Source organism: Streptomyces mayteni (assembly GCF_054783955.1).
In genome coordinates this window covers 79,489-102,275 of record NZ_BAAGPR010000005.1, presented here as the reverse complement: position 1 = coordinate 102,275, position 22,787 = coordinate 79,489, and the positions used below count along the sequence as shown (strand labels likewise).

Here is a 22,787-nt window from a genome sequence, read left to right as displayed (position 1 = left end):
GAGTGGTACGAAAAAAGGTCGTCGGTGGCACGGGCGGACCGCGTCCGCACCCTGGCGGAACCACCGGGGGCCGTGGCTACACTGCCTGGCCGTCCAGGGTGAACCGGCCGCCCACGACCGTCGTTTGGAGCACGGATGCCGCCCATCGTCTTGGCGAACGCGAACCCCAGGAGCGGCGCCCCGACCGCCGCGCTCCGGCACGACTTCCCGTTCGATCCCCGGTACGGCCGGGACCTCGCGGCGCTGCTCGCGGTGGAACCGCCGCCGGCCCCGGCCGACTTCGTCGCGTTCTGGCGCGCCCGGTACGCGGCGGCACGATCCGTCGAGGTCAGGCCGCGGTGGGGGCCGCCCGCCGAGCGGGTCGGCGACGTGCTGGTGCACGACGTCAGCTACCTCTCGGTGGGCGGGCGGCGGATCGGCGGCTGGCTGACGCTGCCGGCGGACGGCGTGGTCACCAGGGGCTGCGTCGCCACCCACGGCTATGGCGGTCGCGAACGCCCGAACCCCGAGCTGCCGCCGCCGGGCGCGGCGACCATCTGGCCCTGCCTGCGCGGCCTCGGGGGCCGCGGTCGGTTCCCCGACCTGCCGTCAGGCAGCGACGCGCACGTGCTGCACGGGATCGGGTCGCGGGAGAGCTATCTGCACGGCGAGTGCGCGGCCGACGTGTGGTGCGCGGCCAGCGCGCTGCTCGAACTGGTGCCGGCGGCGGCCGGCCACCTCGACTACCTGGGCGACAGCTTCGGCGGCGGCATCGGCGCCCTGGCGCTGCCCTGGGACGACCGGTTCGCGGCGGCCGCGCTGACCGTGCCGAGCTTCGGCCACCATCCGCTGCGCCTCACGCTGCCCTGCGTCGGCAGCGGCGAGGCGGTGCGCCGGCTGCACGCCCGCGCCCCGGAGGTCGCCCGGGTGCTCGGCTACTTCGACGCGGCCGTGGCGGCCGGCCGGATCCGGATCCCGGTGCAGGTGGCGGCCGCGCTCTTCGACCCCGCGGTGCCGCCGCCCGGGCAGTTCGCGGTGTACAACGCGCTCGCCGGGCCACGGGAGTTGGTGGTGCTGACCGCGGGCCACTTCGACCACCCGGGCGCGGCCGCGGAGACGGCGGCGCTGCGGGACGCGCGGCACGCCTTCCTCACCCGGGGCGACCGGGCTCAGGAGTCGGCCGGCCGCCGGGCGTAGTCGAGGACGCGGTCGCTCAGCAGCCACTCGGCGTCGTCCAGCATCTCCAGCATCCGCTTGGCGGCCTCGGCCGGCGGCTCGTCGTTCAGCAGGCAGGCGCCACCGGCACGCATCAGGCTGGCCTGGAGCATGATCAGGTGGTCCGCGATGAGCTCCGGGATCCGGTCGTCGGGGGCGGCGCCGGCCTCCTCGCGCAGCACCTGGGCGAGCCGCTGCCCCGTCTGGAGCTGCATCTCGCGCATCCGGTGCAGCAGCGCGGGGGAGGCGAAGGCGGTGCGCATGAAGCGCGCGTAGCCCTCGTTGAGGCCGGCCCAGGGGTTCCGCTCCTCGATGTCCCTGCGCAGCCCTCCCAGGACCGCCTCGGCCGCCGACTGACCGGGAGCACGCTCCAGCACCCGCCGGGCGGGGCGGTCGATGGTGGCGGTGGCCCGGTCGAAGAACAGGTCCTCCTTGGCCGGGAAGTAGTTGTACACCGTGTTGACGGAGACCTCGGCGACCTCGGCGATCTCCGCCACGGTGACCGCGTCGAAGCCCCGCTCGATGAAGAGCCCGGTGGCGACATCGGAGATGTGCTGCCGAGTCTGTCGCTTCTTGCGCTCCCTGAGGCCCGTCATGCTCACATCGTAGCCATCCTTGACCAAGTTAAAACTTGGAGGCATTGCAATCTTTCAGCGCCCCTGCTTTTCTGGGGGCCATGGCTCCGATCCTCACGACCCATGGCCTCGCCCGAACCTTCGAGACCAAGCGCGGCACGGTGGAGGCCGTGCGCGGCATCGACATGTCCGTCGAACCCGGCGAGATCCTCGGCTTCCTCGGCCCCAACGGCGCCGGCAAGAGCACCACGCTGCGCATGCTCACCACCCTCCTCGCGCCCACCAGGGGCAGCGCCACCATCGCCGGCCACGACCTGGCCAGGGAGCCCGAGGCCGTCCGGCGGGTCATCGGCTACGTCGCCCAGTCCAGCGGCGTCGCCCCGGACGAGCTCGTCCGCCACGAGCTGGTCTTCCAGGGCCGCCTCTACCGGCTGCCGCGCGCCGAGGCCGAGGCCAGGGCCGGCGAGCTGGCCGCCGAGCTCGACCTGACCGACCTACTCGACCGCAAGTGCTCCGAGCTCTCCGGCGGCCAGAAGCGCCGCCTCGACATCGCGCTGGCGCTCATCCACCGCCCCGAGGTGCTCTTCCTCGACGAGCCCACCACCGGGCTCGACCCCGGCAGCCGCGCCGACCTGTGGGAACTGATCCGCCGGATCCGCGGCCAGCAGGGCACCACCGTCTTCCTCACCACGCACTACCTCGACGAGGCCGACGAGCTCTCCGACCGGCTGGTCATCGTCGACGGCGGCCGGATCGCCGCCGAGGGCACCCAGCGCGAGCTGAAGACCCGGTACGGCGGCGCCGAGGACGCCACCCTCCAGGACACGTTCATCGCCATCACCGGGCGCGGCCCGCGGAAGGACGACCTCGCCCCGGTCGCCCTCTGACAGCCCGACGACCACCCAGAGAAGGAATCGACGCCCTCCATGTCCCACCTGCTCGCCGACACCCGCGTGGTCTTCGGCCGCTACGTCCGGCAGACGCTGCGCTCCCGGATCAGCCTGGTCTTCGGGCTGCTCCAGCCCATGCTCTTCCTCGCCTTCTTCGGACCGCTGCTCGACGACGTCCCGCTGGGCGGCAGCGGCGACTCCTGGCAGACCCTCGTCCCCGGCCTGCTCGTCCAACTCGGCCTGTTCTCCGCCGCGTTCGCCGGCTTCGGCATCATCATGGAGAAGCAGCTCGGCATCGTGGAGCGGATGCGGGTGACGCCGGTCAGCCGGCTCGCCCTGCTGCTCGGCCGGGTACTGCGGGACGCCGCCCAGCTCCTCGTCCAGTCCCTGGTGCTGGTGCTGGCCGGCACCGCCTTCGGGCTGCGCGCCCCCGTCCTCGGGGTGCTGATCGGCTTCGCGTTCGTCAGCCTGCTCGGCATCTCGCTGGCCTCGCTGTCGTACGCCTTCGCGATGCGCGTCAACACCATCCAGGAGTTCGCCCCGGTCATCAACTCCATCAACCTGCCCGCGATGCTGCTCTCCGGGATCCTGCTGCCGATGGCCCTGGCGCCGGTGTGGCTGGACACCGTCTCGCACTTCGTGCCCTTCCGCTACGTGGTGGACGCGGTGCGGGCCGCCTTCGTCGGCGACTACGGAAGCGACGTCGCCGTCGGCGCCCTGGCCACGATCGCCCTGGCCGCCGTCTCCCTCACCCTCGGCACCCGCATCTTCGCCAAGGCCGGCGCGTAGCGCCCCGAAGGGGCGCGGGGAACTGCGCGACCAGCCACGACGGCGCCGCACCCGAAGGACGGCCCGCCGCGGCTCTTCCAGCGGAGCGCCTACGCTCGGGGCCATGGTGAATCTCACGCGGATCTACACCCGCACCGGGGACGACGGCACCACCGCGCTCGGCGACAACAGCCGGGTGCCCAAGACGGACGCCCGCATCGCCGCCTACGCCGACGCCAACGAGGCCAACGCCGTCATCGGGACGGCGTTGGCCCTCGGCAAACTACCGGCCGAGGTGCGCGCCGTGCTGACGCGGGTGCAGAACGACCTCTTCGACGTCGGCGCCGACCTGTGCACTCCCGTCGTCGCCGATCCCGAGCACCCGCCGCTGCGCGTCGAGCAGAGCTACATCGACCGTCTTGAGGCCGACTGCGACCTCTTCCTCGCCGACCTCGAGAAGCTGCGCAGCTTCATCCTCCCCGGCGGCACCGCGGGCGCCGCGCTGCTGCACCAGGCGTGCACGGTGGTCCGTCGCGCCGAGCGCAGCACCTGGGCGGCGCTCGAACTGCACGGCGACACCATGAACCCGCTGACCGCCACCTACCTCAACCGGCTCTCCGACCTGCTGTTCATCCTCGCCAGGACGGCCAACAAGGCGACCGGCGACGTCCTCTGGGTGCCGGGCGAGAACCGCTGACGCTACCGCTGGCCGCCCCCGTACAGCGGCCAGGCAGCGCCGGCCGTGAAGGCCGCCGCGATCAGCGCCACCGTCACCACGAGCAACGCCACGTCCCGCCCCCCGACGCGCAGGTGCGCCAGCCGGATGCGCCGGCCGTCGGGGTGCTCCATCGCGTAGGTGAAGCCCCGGGTCTCCAGCGCCTCCACGGTGGTCCTGGTGCGCTTGGCCGTGTTCAGCATCATCGGGTAGAACGCCGCGACCACCGTGGATGCCGTGCGCGCCACCAGCCGCCAGCCGAGGAAGCCCTTGGCGGTGAGCGGCGCCGAGCGCAGCCGGTGCCCGTCGACGATGGTGTGGAACTCCTCCATCAGGATCGGCAGCATCCGGTAGCCGTAGCTCACCCCGAAGCTGACCATCGCCGGCGCGTGCAGGCTCAGCAGCGCGTCCGACAGCTTCTCCGGATCGAGCGAGACGAACGCCGCCATGCTCGCCAGGCTGATGGTGCCCAGCTTCAGGGTGAGTTCGGCCAGCGCCAGCGCCGTGGACGTCCCGCCGCCGAACATCCACGACGCCAGCAGCACGTGGCCGCTCTCCAGCACGAAGCCGAACACGAACAGGCCGAGCACCAGCGGCCCGACCCGGCTGAGCACCACCGAGACCGCGGTGATCAGGAAGAGCCCGCCGAGCACCGTCAGGTTGTGGGTGAACCACGGCACCACCGCGAAGATCAGGTACCAGCCGATCACGCACCGCGGATCCATCCGGGCCAGCAGACCGCCCCGGGTGGCGTAGGCGGTGCGCACCAGCTCCAGCTTCACCCACTCCACGGACAGCCGGTCGCGTTCCTTACGCGCCATCGAGCGCTCCCTCCTGGGTGGTGACGAGCCGGGCCAGCAGCTCGGGCACGGACAGCGGCGGCGGCACCAGGCCGAGTTCGGCGCCGAGTTGGGTGATCTGCGGCGGCACCAGGCCGACCCTGGCCAGCAGCGGCGCGTCGGCGAAGAGCGCGGCCGGCCCGGTGTCGGCGACCAGCCGGCCGCCGTCCAGCACCAGCACCCGGTCCGCCCACTCGGCGACCAGGTGCATGTCGTGGGTGGCCACCACCGCGCACCGCACGCTGTCGGACAGCTCGTCCAGCATGCCGATCACCGCGTCCCTGCTGCCCACGTCCAGGCTGGAGGTGGGCTCGTCGAGCAGCAGCAGGGCCGGCCTGGTCGCCAGGCCGATGGCCAGGGTGGCCCGGCGCTGCTGGCCGCCGGAGAGCATCCGGCCGTCCCGCTCGGCGAGGCCGTCGAGCCGGGTGCGGCGCAGCACCGTCTCCACCAGCTCGGCGGCGTCCGGCACCTTCCGCCCGGTGGGGAACATCGCCACGTCCTCGCGCACGCTGTCCTTGAGGAACATCTGCTCGGGGCGCTGGTAGAGGTAGCAGACCCGGTCGGCGAGTTGGGCCGGGCCGGTGTCCCTGGTGTCGACGCCGCCGACCAGCACGGTGCCGGAGCGCGGCACCCGGATCCCGGTCAGCAGCCGCAGCAGCGTGGACTTGCCCGCGCCGTTGCCGCCGACCAGCGCGATCCGCTCGCCGTCGCGCAGCGCCACGCTCACGCCGTCGAGCACCGTCGACCGCTCGCCGCGCACCTGGCGGTAGCCGTGCGAGACGTCCCGCAGCTCGGCGACCACGCCGGCCACCGGCGTCCGTTCGGCGGCCGGCGTGGGGGCCGGCGCGCGGGCCGGCGCGGGGTCCTGGCCGGCCTCGTCGGCCCTCGCCCGCAGCAGCTCGGCCGCCTCGCCCACGGTCAGCGGCACCGGCGACGCCGGATCCACCGCCCGCACCGCCCGGATGATCCCCGGCGCCGGGATGCCGTGCGCGGCCAGCTCGTCGGCCCGGCCGAGCGCCTCCCGCGTCGGCAGGTGCCACACCGGAGCCCCGTCGGCCATCAGCACCACCGAGCGGGCGTAGCGGGCGACGTACTCGGCGTGGTGCTCGATCACCACCACGGTGGTGCCGAGCTCGGCGTTGAGCCGGGCGAGCCGCTCGTAGATCTCGCCGGCGCGGGCCGGGTCGAGCTCGGCGACCGGCTCGTCCACCACGACGATCCCGGGGCGCAGCGCCAACACCGCGGCCAGCGCCACCAGATGCTGCTGGCCGCCGGAGAGCTGCCAGACGAAACGGTCGGCCAGCTGCGCGACGCCGAGCAGCGCCATGGCCTCCTCGGTGCGCTCCCGGTGGTCGGGCTGGCCAAAGTTGATCGGGCCGAACGAGATCTCGTCGCGCACCGTGGGCCGGACGAGCTGGTTGCCGAAGTCCTGGTAGACGTAGCCGACCCGGTGCGAGAGCGCCGCCACCGACAGGTCCCTGGTGTCCTGGCCGAGTACCCGCACCGAGCCCTCGAAGGCGCCCGACCAGTAGTGCGGCACCAGTCCGTTGAAGGTCTTGCAGAGCGTCGTCTTGCCCGAGCCGTTGCCGCCGACGACGGCGACGAAGTCGCCCCGCTCGACGCGCAGATCGACCCCGCGCAGGCTCTCGGCCGCGGCCCCCGGATAACGGAACGAAAGACCCGCGACCTCGATCGCGGGACCGTCGCTCGACGGGTCTCCCGTCATCGGGCGGCCTCCTGGACGGCCCGCGCCCGCCGTGACCTGACCAGGGCGCGGGCCGCGACCCACACCCCGACCAGCACGATCAGCGTGGCCGCCACCCCGATCCACAGGAACCGCTGCCCGTACTCGTCGACGAAGCCGGGCTCCCAGACCCCGAAGTTGTCCACGATCTCGCCGAGGAAGGCGGCGATCATCGCGACGAAGGAGAGGAACACCGCGAGCAGCAGGAAGACCGCGTCACCGCGCTGCGCGAGCGGGATCGGCCGGGCGGGGTCGCGCGGCTCGAGGCCGAGCAGCGGCTCGATCTTCCCGTAGAGCCGCGGGGCCAGGATCCCGGCGGGCAGCGCGCCGAAGAGCACGCCGCTGATCAGCAGGTCGGTGCCGAAGCCGATCCCCTCCAGGAGCAGGATCGACTGCGGCAGACCCTCCACGTACTCGGCGTCGGCCACGCCGACCCAGACCTTCCCCAGGTCCACGACGGCCGAGAGCATCTTGTCGACGGCCACGGTGACGACGGCGGCCACGAAGATCGCCGGCCGGCGGCGCGGATCGCGGACCAGGCAGCCGCCGATGTAGAGGCCGAGGAACATCTGGAGGTAGCCCTCCAGCTCGCCGATCCCGGAGAAGTCGCCCATCAGCAGGTCGACGAAGACGATCTCGCCGAGCGGCGCGCCGAGCGCGGCGGGCAGCGGGTTGAACAGCGCGACCATCACGACGGGCACGAACGCGAGGTAGGAGACCGAGAGTTCGACCGGGCCGACGGCTATCTCCGGCAGCACCTCGGTGACGATGTTGGCGAGGCCGAACAGGGTCATGGAGAGGACGAAGACCATCAGGTTCTGGCTCGAGGTCACCTCGCCTGGGCGGTATCTGCGCCCGCTGGCGCGCGCGGTGAGCTGAGCGGTGGGCTCGGACATGGGACTGCCTTTCGCTGCCGAGGGAGGGGTGCGGCGTGAGGGGTTCAGGAGGTCGCGGAGGGGACGGTGGTGGGGGCAGGGGTCGGGTCGGCGGTCCTGGCCTCGACCAACAGGCCGAGCAGGTCCGTCATCTCGTCGATCACGTGGGTGGGGCGCTCCTCGGCCGGTCCTGTGGGGGCGGCGTCGACGGCGGCGTCGGAGGCCGAACCGCCACGCACCAGCACGGTCGTCGCGACGCCGGCGCGGCGGGCGGCCGCCATGTCGCGCCAGGGCTTGTCGCCGACGAACCAGCAGTCGGCGGCCGGCACGTCGAGCGCGGTGACGGCGGCGGTCACGGTGGCCGGGTCGGGCTTGCGGCGGCCGATCTCGTCGGAGTAGACGTGCGCGCCGATCAGGTGCGTGATCCCGTGGCGGTCGAGCTCCTCGCGGACCGCGCGGCCGCAGACGGTGTTGGAGACGACCGCCACCCGGACGCCGTGCTCGGCGCAGAACGCCAGGGCCTCGGCGACGCCCGGCCGCATCGTGGCGTGGCTCTTGCTGCGCGCGTACTCCAGGGTGAGCCTGGCCGACTCGGCCAGCAGGAACGCCCGGGCGTGCGGCGGCCAGTCGGGGCCGACCAGGTCGCACCAGAACGCGCGCGGCGTGATCTCCGGCACCACGGCGCCGTCCGACCGCTCCCGCTTCCACCGGCCGTACCGCTCCCGGCCGGCCTCGATCGCGGCCGCCACCTCGTCCGCGGTGAACGCGGCGCCGGCCCTGGCCAGTTGCTCGGCGAGCCGGGTGGCGAACGCCCGACGGGCGTCCGGGGTCCCGGTGGAGCGGGCGATCACCCCGCCGTGGTCGAGCAGCAGCGCGGCCGGCAACCGGCGGGCGGCGGCCGGGGGTTGGGGCTCGGCGGGGGCGGCCGCGGCCGCCGGGCGGCTGGCGCGCAGTGGTTCGACCAGGCCCTCGGGCGTGTCGAAGACGGCGTCGGCCGCCACGGCCACCGGGTAGGGCGGGTGGTCGGTGTGCCGGTGGCGGGTGAGCACCACCGCCGCCACCCCGGCCCGCCGGCCGGCCACCACGTCCCGGTCCTGGGTGTCGCCGACGTACCAGCAGCGTTCGGGGACGGTGCCGAGCGCGCGGGCCGCGAGCCCGATCATCTCCGGGTGCGGCTTGCGGATGCCGACCTCGTCCGAGTACACCTGCACGCCGAAGAACTCCTCGAGCCCGGCGGCCCGCAGCAGCTTCCGATGGGCGCGCCCGGAGTGCGCGTTGGACACCATCCCGACCCGGACCCCCAGATCGGCGGCGACCCGCAGCAGCTCGGGGATGCCGGGCCTGACCTCGTGCTCGGAGAGCAGCGGCGACATCTCGGCGAGCAGCAGCCCGGCGCTGCCGGCGAGCACCGCGCGCTGCGCCTCGGGCAGTTCGGAGGCGAGGAAGTCGGTCCAGATCGTCCGGTGGTCGAGCTCGGCGGGGGCGAGCCGGCGGCCGGCGGCGTTCTTCCAGTCCTTGAGCGCGGCGAGCCCGGCGTCCAGCGAGCGGCGCAGCGTCGCCTCGTCCGCCCGGTGGCCGGCGCGGGCCAGCTCCTCGGCCAGCCGACCGACCACCTCGGCGCGGCCCTCGGGCCGCCGGCGGGTCTGGAAGACCACCCCGCCGAAGTCGAGCAGCAGCGCGTCGGGACGGCCGCCGAGGGCGGGGGCGACTGGGTCCGGGAAATCCAGGGGGTCCAAGGGGGCCAAGGGGAAGTACCTCGCTCATGAGCGGCGTCGGGAAGGGGCGGTGCCATGTTCGCGGTGGACGTTAGGCGGCGGGGGCGGTCCCCAGGCCGGCGTCCGGGTGAACCCGCGGCAAACCGACCTGGAACGTTCCAGGCGCCGGCCCGGGGGCCCCGCCAGGCCCGGAACGTCGGGGGTCACAATGTCTGGGTGACGGAACGCCGGCGCACTCGACGCCCCACGATCGTGGACATCGCCGCCGCCGCCGGCGTCTCCAAGTCGCTGGTCTCGCTGGCCCTACGCGGCGACGAGGGGGTCAGCGACGCGACCCGCGCCCGGATCCTGGGCGTCGCCGACGAGCTCGGCTACCGCTCCAACACCCTGGCGCGCGGCCTGGTCCAGGGGCGCACCATGCTGCTCGGCGTGCTGCTCACCGACCTGGCCAACCCGTACCACACGGAGGTGGTGGCCGGCGTCGAGGAGGCGGCGGACGCCGAGGGCTTCACCGCGCTGCTCGCCCACGGGCGCAACGACCGCCGCCGACTCGAACAGCAGTTGGACGCCCTGCTCCAGCTCTCCGTCGACGGCGTGGTGGTGATCAGCTCCTGGCTCGACCCGCGGGTGCTGACGGAGGCGGCCCGCCGCGCCCCGGTGGTCATGGTGGGCCGGCCGGCCGAGCATCCGACGGGCGTGGACACCGTGGCCAACGACGACGCGGCCGGCGCCACGGCCGCCGTCGAGCACCTGACCGGTCTCGGCCACCGCAGGATCGCGCACCTCGCCGGCAGCCGGCGGCCGGCCGCCAGGGCCCGCCGGGACGGCTACCTCGCCGCGGTGCGGCGGGCCGGCGCGGCGGCCGAGGCCGCCGACCAGCCGATCGGCGACGACACGGGCCGCCGGGCGGCGGCCGCCGCCGAACTCCTCGACGCGGCGGCGCCGACGGCGGTCTTCGCCGTCAACGACCTGGCCGCGCTCGCCGTGCTCGACCGGGCCCACGCGCTGGGCATCCCCGTGCCCGACCGGCTGTCCGTCGTCGGCTACGACAACACCGGGCTCGCCGAGACCGTGCGGCCCCGGCTCACCAGCGTCGACCAGCCACGCGCCACGATGGGGCGGCTCGCGGTGACGCTGCTCCTCGAGCGACTCGGCGGCCGCACGGCGGACCGCCGCGAGGTGTTGCCGCCGACGCTCATCCCACGGGCGTCGACGGGGGCGGCTCCGACCGGGTGAGTCTCCCCACCCACCCGCCCCCTGTTCCGCGCGGCGCGCGTGTCGACGTCCCGCGGGTTTGGCCCCCACCCACCTGCCCTTCGGCGAGACTCGCCGTCGCCAAGCGCAGGAACCGGTCCCCAATCCCCAATGCCCGAGCGACGTTACGCAGCCGCACGACGGCGTATCCGCCAGCGGCCTCGCCCAGCAGGGGGAGCAGACGGTCCTTGATGTCACCGAACAGCGGAGCCGTATCCAGCTCGGTCCGGTAGCGCTCGATCGTGGAATGTGCCAGGAAGGTGCCCTCCACGCTCCAGGCAGGAAGCGTGTTGCCGATCGCGATCAGATCGTCTTCCAGCTCCTCTGGAAGGTCAATGAAGCTGTCCAACTCCGGGAAGCTCACCGCTCCACCTCTTTGTCGTTCGTCAACGGGCATGTGAACCAGACACACTTCACGCCCAGACCGGGCGGCGCGGTCTGCCAGCCGACCTGCGGGCACATCTCCCGGAGCAGCCACAGGCCTCGACCAGACTCGGCATCCCAGGCCGGCTCTCCAAGCACAGGCGGCGCCGGTGATCGGTCGAAGAGCTGGATGGAGACCTGCTCCCCGGTCCGGACCAAGCGGAGGCAACACCGCCGATCCCGGACGTGTTTGATCACGTTGGACAGCAACTCGGAGATACCGAACGCGGCCAGCTCGACGGCCTTCTCGTCAGCCCGCCAACCGCGCAGCACGCCAGCTACGGCATGACGCCAGGTCGGGATCTCGTCGGCTCGCGCAGTGAATGACCAGCTGCGGATGCCGCTGGGGGTTCGCTCGGTGACTTGCATCGGCACCTCCACGGCCATCGCACGCCGAGGTGTGGAGGTGGCGCACGAAGCTGACGCCCATGTTGCTTGCGGGCGCTCCTTGTCGTTGAACAGCATGCCGTTATTGAAGAGTTGAGCGCAATCCCACCTAAGGATGCAATTGCATCTGGATGTGGGAGTGCGCTCGGCAGTGGCAGACTGTGCCCATGACGACTGCGAGCCCGGTGGTCCGGCGCCGCCGACTTGGCCTCGAACTGAGGCGACTCCGCGAAGCCGCCGGCATGAAAGGGAGCGAGGCGTCGAGGAGTCTGAAGTGGTCGGCGTCGAAGCTGTCGCGGATCGAGGCTGGGCGCTCCACTCCAACGCCGGCTGACGTGACGCGACTCCTCGACCTCTACCGCGTGGATGACCCGGAGCAGCGCGAGAAGCTGGCCAAGCTAACGCGCGAGGCGCGCAAGAAGGGGTGGTGGCAGCTCTACAGCGACGTCCCCTACTCGACTTACATCGGGCTGGAGGCCGAGGCGGAGTCCATGCTCACGTACCAGAACGTCATCCCAGGGCTGTTCCAGACGAGCCGCTACGCCGAGGAGATCAACCGGGCGACCGTTCCCGGCCTGTCGGAAGAAGCTCTGGAACAGCGTCTGGATGTACGGATGCAGCGCCAGCAGGTACTCACCGGAGCCAACGCGCTTGAGGTGCGCGCCGTGCTCGACGAATCAGCATTGCGCAGACTGGTCGGCGGGGCCGAGGTGATGCGCGAGCAGCTTGATCGACTGCTGGAGCTGGCAGACCTGCCGAACGTCCTGCTCCAGGCCATTCCCTTCTCTTCCGGTGCCCATCCTGGGACACTGGAGGGGCCGTTCAATATCTTGCGGTTCCCGCATCAGGAAGATCCCGATGTGGTCTATGTCGAAGCCAACAGCGACCCCTACCCGGGCGACACTCAGCGGTACGAGGTCCTGTTCGACAACCTACGAGCGAACGCCATGAGCGTCCCGCAGACGCTGGCGATGATCCGGAACATGGTGAAGAAGGAGCTATGAACAGCCAAGAGGGCCGGGGCATGGACCTCGCCCGCGCCGCCTGGCGCAAGCCCCGGAGGAGCCAGGGCAACGGCGAGTGCGTCGAGGTCGTGGACGGCCTCCCCGGCGTCGTCCCCGTGCGGGACAGCAAAAACCCGCACACCGCCCTCGTCCTGCCCGAGGCAGCTTGGACAGCGTTCGTGGTGCAGCTCAAGGGCTGAGAGGTTCACGAACCACTGTTGAACCCCGCCGACCGCCCCAGGCGACAGGCGGGGTTCTTCGTTGCCTGGAGGGCCGCGCAGAGGCATCGAACGAAATCGCCCCGTTCGAGCGGCAGCCTGTCACCCCCCAGCGAAGGTAAGACACGGCCCCGGCACGAAGCCGTCAGCGTTGGCCCGGCGACGCAGCCGCCGCGGACCAGGCCCGCAGGGGCCGCCGCGCCCCCCTCCGCGCGGAGCGCGGAGGAGGGGCGGGTGGGTGGGAGACGCCCCCACCCGGGGTCACCGCGCCGGCGCCTCCGCGTCCGGCACGGCCTCGTTCGTCGGGGCCTTGCCCGGCCAGATTGTGTAGTAGAGCGCGACCGCCGCGTGGATGGCGATGGCGCGGAGGGCCGCGCCCTCCGTGCCCCGCAGGGGGGTCGTGCTGCTGGCGTCGTCGATGACGAGGATCATCGCCTCGATCACCAGGACCGCGATGACGCCGGCTATCAGCGTTCGTGTCCACAGGCGCCACTCGTACGCCGTGCGCTCCTTTCCGTACCGCTGGATCTTCGGCGGTTTGGGGGCGCCGCCGAAGCGGTGGGCGGCGTGGGCGTCGGCCCAGGCGATCATGGAGTGGCCGTAGGCGACCGTGAAGCCGAGATAGAGCGCGGCCAGGCCGTGCGCGTAGGACGGCTCGCCGCCGTTTCTGATGTCCCAGGCGGTCGCGGTGAGCAGCGCCACGTCGATCAGCGGCACCGCGAGCAGCAGCACCGTGCTGGTGCGCCGCCTGCGCAGCAGGTAGCGGACGGCCAGGCCGACCGCGAGAACCACCCAGAAGGCGATCTCGGCGGCCAGGATGAACGCGACGATCATGTGTACGGCTCCTCTCCCCCGTTGCTCCCATGTTCGGCCCCGGCGGCGCTCCCGCGCGTCCCCTCCGATGCGGATCCGGAGGGGGCCGTCTGCATCCTTCGATGTAGATCGCAGGGTGGTCCCGGTCACCCCGCCGACCGTGTTTCGATAGACGCATGCGCCGCCCACCCCGCCCCCACCACCACGACGTGTGGATCGCGGTGGCCGGCCTGGCCGGGGGGCTGTTCGGCGTCGTCTTCGGTCTGTACATGTTCCTGGGCCGGCCGCACGGTCCGCTGGTGCTGGTCGGGCTGCTCGCCATGTGCGGCGCCGAGTTGCTGCGCCGCACCAGGCCCGAGGTGGCGTTGCCGCTGGCCGTCGGCGCCCTCGTGGCCGATGTCGCCTTCGGTGGCCTGCTCGCCGTGCTGCTGATGTTCACCGACGTGGTCTACGCGGCCACGCTCTACGGCCGGCCGCGCTTCGGCAGGGTCGTCACGCACGGCAGCGTGGCGCTGAGCATCCTGGCCACCGTGGTCGCGGTGCTCTGGCTGCGCACCCCCGAGGCCGTCATCCTCGGCGTGGCGGTCTCCGCCGTCACCGCCACCCCCGCGTGGACGGGGTTGATGCTCCGCCACCACCAGGACACGGCGGCCGCCGAGCGGCTGCGCGCTGAGCAGACGGCGCTGCTCGCCGAGATGGACCGGGTGCAGGCGGTGGCCGGCGAGCGGTCCAGGATGGCCAGGGAGCTGCACGACATGGTGGCGAACCACCTGTCCGCGATCGCGATCCACGCCACCGCCGCCCTCACCCTCGACGAGCGGAAGGCGACCCGGCAGGCGCTGTCCGTGATCCGGGAGAACAGCACCCAGGGCCTCGCCGAGATGCGGCGGCTGATCGGCCTGCTGCGGGAGTCCGGCGCCGGCGGCGAGCCCGAGGCGACGCCGAGCCTCGACGGCCTGCCGGCGTTGCTCCGCCGCGCGGGGGACGGCGGCGCAGGCCGGCTCCGCTTCACCGCGCGGGACGAGCGCCCGGCGGGCGCCGAGTTGCCCACCCCGATCGAGCTCGCCGCGTACCGCATCGTCCAGGAGTCGCTGACCAACGCGGTCAAGCACGCGGCGCCCGGCGAGGTCGAGGTGGGCCTCGCGCAGGACGCGGCCGTGCTGACCGTCACCGTCACCAGCCCCTACGGGGCGGACGCGCCGAGCCGCGCGCCCGGCTCGGGCGCCGGCCTGATCGGGATGCGGGAGCGCGTGGAGCTGCTGGCCGGCGCGTTCGCGGCCGGTCCCGAGCCCGGCCTCGACGGCGCGCCCCGCTGGCGGGTGCACGCCCGGCTGCCGCTGCTCGACAACCCGGCCGCCGTCCCGGCGGGCGTCAGGCAGAGCACCCGCGAGAACACCAGGGAGAACACCAGGGAGAGCGCGTGACCGTGCGGGTGGTGGTCGCCGAGGACCAGGCGGCGGTGCGGCAGGGCCTGGTGCTGATCCTGGGCAGCGCGCCCGACATCCAGGTGGTCGGCGAGGCGGCCGACGGCGAGCAGGCGATCGCGCTCGCCCGGGAGCTGCGGCCCGACCTGGTGCTGATGGACATCCAGATGCCGGTGCTCGACGGGGTCTCGGCCACCGCGCGGATCGTCGCCGAGGAGTTGGCCGAGGTGCTGGTGCTGACCACCTTCGACTTCGACGAGTACGTGTTCGGGGCGCTCCGCGCCGGTGCCGGCGGCTTCCTGCTCAAGGACAGCGACGCCGCCTCGCTGCTCGCCGCCGTGCGCACGGTGGCGGCCGGCGAGGGCACCATCGCGCCCGCCGTCACCCGCCGGCTGATCGCCGAGTTCGCCCGCAACTCCCCGGCCCCGCAGGGCCCTTCACCGGACGCGGCCCGGCTCGCCTCGCTCACCCCCAGGGAGCGCGAGGTGCTGGCGCACGTGGGGGCCGGGCTCTCCAACGCGGGGATCGCGGAGCGCCTCGGGATGGCGGAGGCCACCGTGAAGACCCACGTCAGCCGGATCCTCAACAAGCTGGGGCTGCGCAGCCGGGTCCAGGCCGCGGTGCTGGCCCAGGAGACGGGCCTCGCCGGCGGCCGGGCGTCGTGAAGACCCCCTGAAGACCCTCTGAGGGCACCTGGGGATCCCCCAGGGCACGGCACCGGCCGGCCCCAAGTCGCCGGTGGTACAGACCTCTTGACCGTTGGTCTGGACCATTCTACTCTCACGGCTAATCGCACGCGGTCGATGCACCGCTCCACGGCACGGACCCGGCCCCCTCGGGGGCCTCCCCCACATCCTCACCGGCCGACCCAAGGAGCCTTCCTTGTCACGCGTCAGACGCCGAATCACCGCCGTCCTCGCGGTGTTCGCCCTTCCCCTCGCCTGGATCGTGGCCGTCGCGGGCCCCTCCCAGGCCGCCACCGCCACCGCGACCTATGCCAGGACCACCGACTGGGGCACCGGCTTCGAGGGCCGGTGGACCGTCAGCAACACCGGCACCGAGACCATGAACGGCTGGACGCTGGAGTGGGACTTCCCCGCCGGCACCGCCGTCTCCAGCTCCTGGGACGCCCGCGTCAGCAACAGCGGCACCCACTGGACCGCCCGTGACGCCGGCTGGAACGGCACCCTGGCCCCCGGCCAGACCGCCAGCTTCGGCTTCAACGGCAGCGGCGGCGGCGCTCCCGCCAACTGTCTCCTCAACGGCCAGCCCTGTGACGGCAGCGGCGGCGGGGACGACGGCGGTGGCGGCGACGACGGGGGCGACGGAGGTGACGGCGGCGGCGGTGACGACGGCGGCAGCGCCCCGCCCGACGGCCAGATCAACCTCGGCTACTTCGCCGAGTGGGGCGTCTACGGCCGCGACTACCACGTCAAGGACATCGTGGACTCCGGCACCGCCGACGAGATCACCCACATCAACTACGCCTTCGGCAACGTGACCAACGGCGAGTGCGCGATCGGCGACACCTACGCCGCCTACGACCGGGCCTACAGCGCCGCCGAGAGCGTCAGCGGCGTCGCCGACACCTGGGACACCGGCGCGCTCCGCGGCAACTTCAACCAGCTGCGGCAGCTCAAGGAGCGCTACCCGGACATCCAGATCCTGTGGTCCTTCGGCGGCTGGACCTGGTCGGGCGGCTTCACCGAGGCCATGCGCGACCCGCAGCGGTTCGCCCAGTCCTGCTACGACCTGGTCAACGACCCGCGCTGGGCCGGCGTCTTCGACGGCATCGACCTGGACTGGGAGTACCCCAACGGCTGCGGTCTGAGCTGTGACAGCAGCGGCCCGCGGGCCTTCGGCGACATGATGCGCGCCTTCCGCGACGTCTTCGGCGACCAGCTGGTCACCGCGGCCATCACCGCCGACGGCTCGCCCGGCGGCAAGATCTCCGCCTCCGACTACGCCTACGGCGCCCAGTACGCGGACTGGCTCAACGTGATGACCTACGACTTCTTCGGCGCCTGGGCAGGGACAGGACCCACCGCCCCGCACTCGCCGCTGACCTCGTACAACGGTCTTCCGACCCAGGGCTTCACCTCGCAGGCCGCCATCAGCGCGCTCCGTGCCCAGGGCGTGCCGGCCGAGAAACTGCTGCTCGGCATCGGCTTCTACGGCCGAGGCTGGACGGGCGTCAGCCAGGCCGCACCCGGCGGCAGCGCCACGGGACCGGCGCCCGGAACCTACGAACAGGGCATCGAGGACTACAAGGTCCTCGCCACCCGCTGCCCGGCGACCGGCACCGTGGCCGGCACCGCCTACGCGCACTGCGGCAACCAGTGGTGGAGCTACGACACGCCGGCGACCGTCGTCAGCAAGATGCAGTGGGCCCGCCAACAGGGCCTGGGTGGCGGCTTCTTCTGGGAGTTCTCGGGCGACAGCTCGAACGGCGCCCTGGCACACGCCATAAGCCAGGGGCTCGGCGGCTAGCACCGCCCCGATCCCCGACGCTCCCCGGCCGGCACGCCCCACTTGCCGGCCGGGGACCAAAAGACCGCGGCCGGGACGGCTGACCAACCGCCGTCCCGGCCGCACTCACGTTCCCACCGTCAGGACGCGATCACGCCCGTTCCCACCGTCAGGACACCGTCACGCCACGTTGACCCGTTGCCCGGGTGGCGCCGCCTCCAGCCAGGCCAGGAAGCCGGTGAGGGCGTCCTCGCTCATCGCCAGCTCCACGTCCCACTCGTCGTGCCGGCAGCTCAGCACCACCGCGCCCGGCAGCAGCGCCAGCTCCTCCTCGCCCACCGGCTGCCGCCGGTCCCGGACCTGGATGCGGTCCCGCTGGAGGGTGCGGCGCGGCCGCAGCGCGTAGGAGAAGACCCGGAACCACTCCACGTGGTCGCCGTTGTACCTGGCCACCCCGTAGAGCCAGCCCTTGCCCTGCGACTGGCCGGCGCGCGGCGGGGTGAAGCGCGCGCTGCAGTCGAAGGTGCCGCCCAGCCGCTGGATCAGCCGCCGGCGCATCCCGAAGCCGAAGAGCCCGAGCACCAGCAGCGCGAGCGCCGCACCCGACACAAGCAGAGCGAGGACCAATCCGATCGACCTCCTCGCCTCGTGCCGTGTCCCGTGCCGGCTGCCCCGATGACTCCCGCGAATACGCCTGCCGAAGATGATGGCCGGCCGCTGGCGGCCGGCCCCGCGTCAGCGGCTCGCCGCCACGGCCCGCAGCCGCACGTCGGCACGCCGCTCAGCGGGCGTGTCCGCCTCCGACCTCGCCCGTTCCAGGGCTCGCTCGGCTCGCTCGACGTCGATCTCCTCGGACAGCTCCGCGATCTCCGCGAGCAGCGACAGCTTACCGTCCGTGTAGGAGACGAAGCCGCCGTGCACGGCGGCCACCACGGTGCCCTGGCCGGTCTCGCCGGCCGTGCGGATGGTCACCGGGCCCGGCTGGAGCACCGCGAGCAGCGGCTGGTGGCCCGGCATGATGCCGATGTCGCCCGAGGTGGTGCGCGCCACGACCAGGCTGGCCTCGCCAGACCAGACCTGCCGGTCAGCGGCGACCAACTCGACGTGCAGCTCAGCCACGATGGCTCCCCTCTCTCCTTGCTAAAGAATAGTTGGCGCCCCCTGGCACCCGTGGGGCGGGGTGCCCACCCGGTCCTTCGAGGACCTGGGCCACCCCGCCCCTAGGCCCTACCCAGACGATCTTCTTCGGGCCCGCGACGCCAGCTACGGCACCTCGCTGCGTTACCGAATCGCGCGAATACGACAAGTATGAGCTGCGATCCGGCGCCTTGCGATGCACCGCATCTGACGCCGCGGGCTGATCCTCGAAGACCGTCCGGGCAGGACCTAGCGGACCAGGATCAGGAGACGCCCAGCTTCTTGGCCTTTTCCTTCAGGTCGTCCAGGCCACCGCACATGAAGAACGCCTGCTCGGGGAAGTGGTCGAACTCGCCGTCCGCGATGGCGTTGAACGCCGCGATCGACTCGTCGAGCGGCACGTCCGAGCCGTCCATACCGGTGAACTGCTTCGCCGCGTGGGTGTTCTGCGACAGGAAGCGCTCGATACGACGCGCCCGCTGGACGGTGAGCTTGTCCTCCTCGCTCAGCTCGTCCATGCCGAGGATCGCGATGATGTCCTGGAGGTCCTTGTACTTCTGCAGGATTCCCTTGACGCGGGAGGCGCAGTCGTAGTGGTCCTGCGAGACGTACCGCGGGTCCAGGATGCGGGAGGTGGAGTCCAGCGGGTCGACCGCCGGGTAGATGCCCTTCTCCGAGATCGGGCGGGAGAGCACCGTCGTCGCGTCCAGGTGGGCGAAGGTGGTCGCCGGCGCCGGGTCGGTCAGGTCGTCCGCCGGCACGTAGATCGCCTGCATCGAGGTGATCGAGTGACCGCGGGTCGAGGTGATGCGCTCCTGGAGCACGCCCATCTCGTCCGCCAGGTTCGGCTGGTAGCCCACCGCGGACGGCATGCGGCCGAGCAGCGTGGACACCTCGGAACCGGCCTGGGTGAAGCGGAAGATGTTGTCGATGAAGAACAGCACGTCCTGCTTCTGGACGTCGCGGAAGTACTCCGCCATGGTCAGGCCGGCGAGCGCCACCCGGAGGCGGGTGCCCGGCGGCTCGTCCATCTGGCCGAAGACGAGCGCGGTCTGCGGGAGCACACCGGACTCCTCCATCTCCGCGATCAGGTCGTTGCCCTCGCGGGTGCGCTCGCCGACGCCGGCGAACACGGAGACGCCCTCGTGCAGCTTCGCCACACGCATGATCATCTCCTGGATGAGCACGGTCTTGCCCACCCCGGCGCCGCCGAACAGGCCGATCTTGCCGCCCTTGACGTACGGGGTCAGCAGGTCGATGACCTTCAGACCGGTCTCGAACATCTCGGTCTTCGACTCGAGCTGGTCGAACGCCGGGGCCTTGCGGTGGATCTCCCACCGGTCGGTGACCTCGGACTCGGCCTCCGGGTCGTTCAGGATCTGGCCCAGGGTGTTGAACACCCGGCCCTTGGTCACGTCGCCCACCGGCACCGAGATGCCCCGGCCGGTGTCGGTGACCGGCGCCTGCCGGACGAGGCCGTCGTTGGGCTCCAGCGCGATGGTGCGCACCAGGCCCTCGCCCAGGTGCTGCGAGACCTCGAGGGTCAGCGTCCTGGTGGTGCCCTTCTCGGCCGGGTCCTCGACCTCGACCGTCAGGGCGTTGTAGATGTCCGGGATGGCGTCGACGGGGAACTCCACGTCGACGACCGGACCGATGACTCGGGCGATCCGGCCCGTGGCCGCGGCCTGGCTGGTGGCCGCCTCAGCAGCAGTGGTCATGGTTAGCGTTCACTTCCCGCGGTCGCGTCGGCCAAGGCGCTCGCGCCACCGACGATCTCGGTGATTTCCTGGGTGATTTCGGCCTGGCGGGCCGCGTTGGCAAGCCGGGTGAGCGACTTGATGAGCTCCTCGGCGTTGTCCGTCGCCGACTTCATCGCCCGGCGGGTCGCGGCGTGCTTGGAGGCGGCCGCCTGGAGCATGGCCGTGTAGATCCGGCTCTCCACGTACCCGGGCAGCAGCGCGTCGAGCACCTGCTCGGCCGACGGCTCGAAGTCGTACAGCGGACGCGGCGCGCCGCCGCGCTTGAAGACCTCGGCGGACTCCTCGGCGGTGTCCACGATCTCCATCGGCAGCAGCTGGCGCTCCACCGGCGTCTGGCTGATCATCGAGACGAACTCCGTGTACGCGATGTGGAGTTCGTCGATGCCGCCCTCGTCGGTGTCCTTCCGGATGCCCTCGATCAGCGGCGCCGCCACGTCCTTGGCGTCCGCGTACGTCGGGTTGTCCGTGAAGCCCGTCCAGGACTGCGTGATCGGCCGCTCACGGAACCCGTAGTACGCCACGCCCTTGCGGCCGACGATGTACGTGTCGACCTCCATGCCGGAGGCGACCAGCTCGCCCGTCAGGTGCTCGCCCGCCTTGATGGCGTTGGACGAGTACCCGCCGGCCAGGCCGCGGTCCGAGGTGATCAGCAGCACCGCGGCGCGCCGCGGCCGCTCGATCTTGGTGGTCAGCGGGTGCTTCACCTCGGAGCCGTACGCCACCGCGGTCACCGCGTTGGTGATCTCGTCGGCATACGGCGTGGCCGCGGCCACCCGGCGCTGCGCCTTGATGATGCGCGAGGCCGCGATCATCTCCATGGCGCGGGTGATCTTCTTGGTCGCCGAGACCGACTTGATCCGCCGCTTGTAGATCCGAAGCTGGGAGCCCATGGATCAGCCCTCGCCCAGCAGCTTGCCGTCCGCCGTCTCGAACTGCGACTTGAACTTGGTGACGGCGGCGCGGACGGCCTCGACGGTGTCGTCCGACATCTTGCCGCCCTCGCGGATCGACGTCATCAGGGCCTTGTGCTCACGGCCCAGGTAGTCGAGCAGCTCGCGCTCGAAGCGACGGATGTCGCCGACCGGGATGTCGTCCATCAGGCCGTTGGTGCCGGACCACACCGAGACCACCTGGTTCTCGGTCGGGAACGGACTGTACTGCTCCTGCTTCAGCAGCTCGACCATGCGCTGGCCACGGGCCAGGGCCGCCTTGGAGGCCGCGTCCAGGTCGGAACCGAAGGCGGCGAACGCCTCAAGCTCGCGGTACTGGGCCAGGTCGACGCGGAGCGAACCGGTGATCTGCCGGATCGCCCGGTGCTGCGCGGAGCCACCGACGCGGGAGACCGAGATGCCGACGTTCAGCGCCGGGCGCTGGCCCGCGTTGAACAGGTCGGACTCCAGGAAGCACTGACCGTCGGTGATCGAGATCACGTTGGTCGGGATGAACGCGGAGACGTCGTTGGCCTTGGTCTCGACGATCGGCAGGCCGGTCATCGAGCCGGCGCCCATGTCGTCGGAGAGCTTGGCACAGCGCTCCAGCAGCCGGGAGTGCAGGTAGAACACGTCACCCGGGTACGCCTCGCGGCCCGGCGGGCGGCGCAGCAGCAGGGAGACGGCGCGGTAGGCGTCGGCCTGCTTCGAGAGGTCGTCGAAGATGATCAGGACGTGCTTGCCCTCGTACATCCAGTGCTGGCCGATGGCCGAGCCGGTGTAGGGGGCGATGTACTTGAAGCCGGCCGGGTCGGACGCCGGAGCCGCCACGATGGTGGTGTACTCGAGCGCGCCGGCCTCCTCCAGGGCGCCACGCACCGAGGCGATGGTGGAGCCCTTCTGGCCGATCGCCACGTAGATGCAGCGGACCTGCTTGTTCGGGTCGCCGGAACGCCAGTTGTCGCGCTGGTTGATGATCGTGTCGACCGCGAGCGCCGTCTTGCCGGTCTGCCGGTCGCCGATGATCAGCTGACGCTGGCCACGGCCGATCGGGGTCATGGTGTCGACGGCCTTGTAGCCGGTCTCCATCGGCTCGTGCACCGACTTGCGCTGCATCACGCTGGGCGCGCGCAGCTCCAGGGCGCGACGGCCGGTGGTCTCGATCTCGCCGAGCCCGTCGATCGCGTTGCCCAGCGGGTCCACGACCCGGCCCAGGTAACCGTCGCCGACGGCCACCGAGAGGACCTCGCCGGTGCGGCGCACCGGCTGACCCTCCTCGATGCCGCTGAACTCACCGAGGACGACGACGCCGATCTCCCGCTCCTCGAGGTTGAGGGCGAGGCCGAGGGTGCCGTCCTCGAACTCGAGCAGCTCGTTCGCCATGGCCGAGGGCAGCCCCTCGACCTTCGCGATGCCGTCACCGGCAACGCTGACCGTCCCGACCTCTTCGCGCGAGGCCGCGTCCGGCGTGTACGACTGGACGAAGTTCTCCAGTGCGTCCCGGATCTCATCCGGCCGGATCGTGAGCTCCGCCATCTGGGTTCCCTGCTCTCCTTGTTGGGCCCGTAAGTACGTCCACTACGGCCCAACTCGGGCCGCGAGTACTGCTTCTTGAGTTGGTGGCGCCCGCAGGCGCGCCGGCTTCCCCCAGACT

23 protein-coding genes are annotated in these 22,787 nt (G+C 72.0%); 10 read left to right on the top strand and 13 right to left on the bottom strand.

What is annotated here, in order from left to right; all coding sequences use genetic code 11:
- The first annotated feature begins 135 nt into the window (after positions 1-135).
- Complete coding sequence (locus ACYVPE_RS04060; RefSeq protein WP_461031976.1) at positions 136-1,176, top strand: acetylxylan esterase; 1,041 nt, start codon at positions 136-138, stop codon at positions 1,174-1,176.
- Here the strand turns inward: ACYVPE_RS04060 and ACYVPE_RS04055 are convergent.
- Positions 1,149-1,790, bottom strand: coding sequence for a TetR/AcrR family transcriptional regulator (locus ACYVPE_RS04055; RefSeq protein WP_461031975.1), 642 nt, complete (start codon positions 1,788-1,790; stop codon positions 1,149-1,151). The genes ACYVPE_RS04060 and ACYVPE_RS04055 overlap by 28 nt on opposite strands.
- Positions 1,791-1,870: 80 nt before the next feature.
- Here ACYVPE_RS04055 and ACYVPE_RS04050 point away from each other — a divergent pair, with 80 nt between their 5' ends.
- From ACYVPE_RS04050 to ACYVPE_RS04040, 3 genes are all read left to right on the top strand, one after another.
- Positions 1,871-2,656, top strand: a complete 786-nt coding sequence (locus ACYVPE_RS04050) for an ABC transporter ATP-binding protein (RefSeq protein ID WP_461031974.1) — start codon at positions 1,871-1,873, stop codon at positions 2,654-2,656.
- 39 nt (positions 2,657-2,695) lie between these two features.
- The gene (locus ACYVPE_RS04045; protein WP_461031973.1) at positions 2,696-3,448 is read left to right on the top strand and encodes an ABC transporter permease; all 753 of its coding nucleotides are present in this window, start codon (positions 2,696-2,698) and stop codon (positions 3,446-3,448) included.
- 103 nt (positions 3,449-3,551) lie between these two features.
- Positions 3,552-4,124, top strand: a complete 573-nt coding sequence (locus ACYVPE_RS04040; RefSeq protein ID WP_461031972.1) for a cob(I)yrinic acid a,c-diamide adenosyltransferase — start codon at positions 3,552-3,554, stop codon at positions 4,122-4,124.
- Positions 4,125-4,126: 2 nt separating this feature from the next.
- Here the strand turns inward: ACYVPE_RS04040 and ACYVPE_RS04035 are convergent, their stop codons facing one another.
- Genes ACYVPE_RS04035 through ACYVPE_RS04020 form a run of 4 tightly spaced genes read right to left on the bottom strand, consistent with a single transcriptional unit; the run spans position 4,127 to position 9,336 of the window.
- Positions 4,127-4,963: an energy-coupling factor transporter transmembrane component T family protein gene (locus tag ACYVPE_RS04035; protein WP_461031971.1), complete on the bottom strand. Its 837-nt coding sequence runs from the start codon at positions 4,961-4,963 to the stop codon at positions 4,127-4,129.
- A complete protein-coding gene (locus ACYVPE_RS04030; RefSeq protein ID WP_461031970.1) occupies positions 4,953-6,707 on the bottom strand; it encodes an ABC transporter ATP-binding protein in 1,755 nt (584 codons plus the stop codon). The genes ACYVPE_RS04035 and ACYVPE_RS04030 overlap by 11 nt, the downstream gene beginning before the upstream one ends.
- Positions 6,704-7,621 (bottom strand): hypothetical protein, encoded by a 918-nt coding sequence (locus ACYVPE_RS04025; protein WP_461031969.1) that lies wholly within the window; start codon positions 7,619-7,621, stop codon positions 6,704-6,706. Before ACYVPE_RS04025 ends, ACYVPE_RS04030 begins: the two co-directional genes overlap by 4 nt.
- A 44-nt stretch (positions 7,622-7,665) precedes the next feature.
- Positions 7,666-9,336 (bottom strand): HAD family hydrolase, encoded by a 1,671-nt coding sequence (locus ACYVPE_RS04020; protein WP_461031968.1) that lies wholly within the window; start codon positions 9,334-9,336, stop codon positions 7,666-7,668.
- A 195-nt stretch (positions 9,337-9,531) separates the two neighbouring features.
- Between ACYVPE_RS04020 and ACYVPE_RS04015 the strand changes: the two genes are divergently transcribed.
- Positions 9,532-10,551, top strand: coding sequence for a LacI family DNA-binding transcriptional regulator (locus ACYVPE_RS04015; RefSeq protein ID WP_461031967.1), 1,020 nt, complete (start codon positions 9,532-9,534; stop codon positions 10,549-10,551).
- On the opposite strand, the gene ACYVPE_RS04010 is transcribed toward ACYVPE_RS04015, so the two are convergent.
- Both ACYVPE_RS04010 and ACYVPE_RS04005 read right to left on the bottom strand, forming a co-directional pair.
- On the bottom strand, positions 10,511-10,933 hold the full coding sequence (locus tag ACYVPE_RS04010; protein ID WP_461031966.1) for a hypothetical protein: 423 nt from the start codon (positions 10,931-10,933) through the stop codon (positions 10,511-10,513). The genes ACYVPE_RS04015 and ACYVPE_RS04010 overlap by 41 nt on opposite strands.
- Positions 10,930-11,457, bottom strand: coding sequence for an ATP-binding protein (locus ACYVPE_RS04005; protein ID WP_461031965.1), 528 nt, complete (start codon positions 11,455-11,457; stop codon positions 10,930-10,932). The genes ACYVPE_RS04010 and ACYVPE_RS04005 overlap by 4 nt, the downstream gene beginning before the upstream one ends.
- 89 nt (positions 11,458-11,546) lie before the next feature.
- On the opposite strand from ACYVPE_RS04005, the gene ACYVPE_RS04000 reads away from it, so the two are divergent.
- Together ACYVPE_RS04000 and ACYVPE_RS03995 are read left to right on the top strand one after the other, a co-directional pair.
- Positions 11,547-12,383 (top strand): helix-turn-helix domain-containing protein, encoded by an 837-nt coding sequence (locus ACYVPE_RS04000; RefSeq protein ID WP_461031964.1) that lies wholly within the window; start codon positions 11,547-11,549, stop codon positions 12,381-12,383.
- Entirely contained in the window at positions 12,380-12,583 is a 204-nt protein-coding gene (locus tag ACYVPE_RS03995) for a DUF397 domain-containing protein (protein ID WP_461031963.1), read from the top strand. Before ACYVPE_RS04000 ends, ACYVPE_RS03995 begins: the two co-directional genes overlap by 4 nt.
- A gap of 279 nt (positions 12,584-12,862) precedes the next feature.
- On the opposite strand, the gene ACYVPE_RS03990 is transcribed toward ACYVPE_RS03995, so the two are convergent.
- Positions 12,863-13,435: a hypothetical protein gene (locus ACYVPE_RS03990; protein WP_461031962.1), complete on the bottom strand. Its 573-nt coding sequence runs from the start codon at positions 13,433-13,435 to the stop codon at positions 12,863-12,865.
- A 155-nt stretch (positions 13,436-13,590) separates the two neighbouring features.
- Here ACYVPE_RS03990 and ACYVPE_RS03985 point away from each other — a divergent pair, with 155 nt between their 5' ends.
- From ACYVPE_RS03985 to ACYVPE_RS03975, 3 genes are all read left to right on the top strand, one after another.
- Positions 13,591-14,838 carry a sensor histidine kinase gene (locus ACYVPE_RS03985; protein ID WP_461031961.1) on the top strand — a complete coding sequence of 416 codons (1,248 nt, stop codon included), beginning with the start codon at positions 13,591-13,593 and terminating at the stop codon, positions 14,836-14,838.
- Positions 14,835-15,503, top strand: a complete 669-nt coding sequence (locus ACYVPE_RS03980; RefSeq protein ID WP_461031960.1) for a response regulator — start codon at positions 14,835-14,837, stop codon at positions 15,501-15,503. Before ACYVPE_RS03985 ends, ACYVPE_RS03980 begins: the two co-directional genes overlap by 4 nt.
- Before the next feature lie 217 nt (positions 15,504-15,720).
- A complete protein-coding gene (locus tag ACYVPE_RS03975; protein ID WP_461031959.1) occupies positions 15,721-17,328 on the top strand; it encodes a glycosyl hydrolase family 18 protein in 1,608 nt (535 codons plus the stop codon).
- A gap of 159 nt (positions 17,329-17,487) precedes the next feature.
- On the opposite strand, the gene ACYVPE_RS03970 is transcribed toward ACYVPE_RS03975, so the two are convergent.
- From ACYVPE_RS03970 to atpA, 5 genes are all read right to left on the bottom strand, one after another.
- Positions 17,488-17,934, bottom strand: a complete 447-nt coding sequence (locus ACYVPE_RS03970; protein WP_461031958.1) for a DUF2550 domain-containing protein — start codon at positions 17,932-17,934, stop codon at positions 17,488-17,490.
- A 108-nt stretch (positions 17,935-18,042) separates the two neighbouring features.
- Positions 18,043-18,426, bottom strand: a complete 384-nt coding sequence (locus ACYVPE_RS03965) for a F0F1 ATP synthase subunit epsilon (protein ID WP_132818115.1) — start codon at positions 18,424-18,426, stop codon at positions 18,043-18,045.
- A gap of 281 nt (positions 18,427-18,707) precedes the next feature.
- Positions 18,708-20,162: a F0F1 ATP synthase subunit beta gene (gene atpD, locus ACYVPE_RS03960; RefSeq protein ID WP_461031957.1), complete on the bottom strand. Its 1,455-nt coding sequence runs from the start codon at positions 20,160-20,162 to the stop codon at positions 18,708-18,710.
- 2 nt (positions 20,163-20,164) lie between these two features.
- Positions 20,165-21,094, bottom strand: a complete 930-nt coding sequence (locus ACYVPE_RS03955) for a F0F1 ATP synthase subunit gamma (protein WP_461031956.1) — start codon at positions 21,092-21,094, stop codon at positions 20,165-20,167.
- Positions 21,095-21,097: 3 nt separating this feature from the next.
- Positions 21,098-22,669 (bottom strand): F0F1 ATP synthase subunit alpha, encoded by a 1,572-nt coding sequence (atpA, locus tag ACYVPE_RS03950; RefSeq protein ID WP_461031955.1) that lies wholly within the window; start codon positions 22,667-22,669, stop codon positions 21,098-21,100.
- Positions 22,670-22,787: the final 118 nt, after the last annotated feature.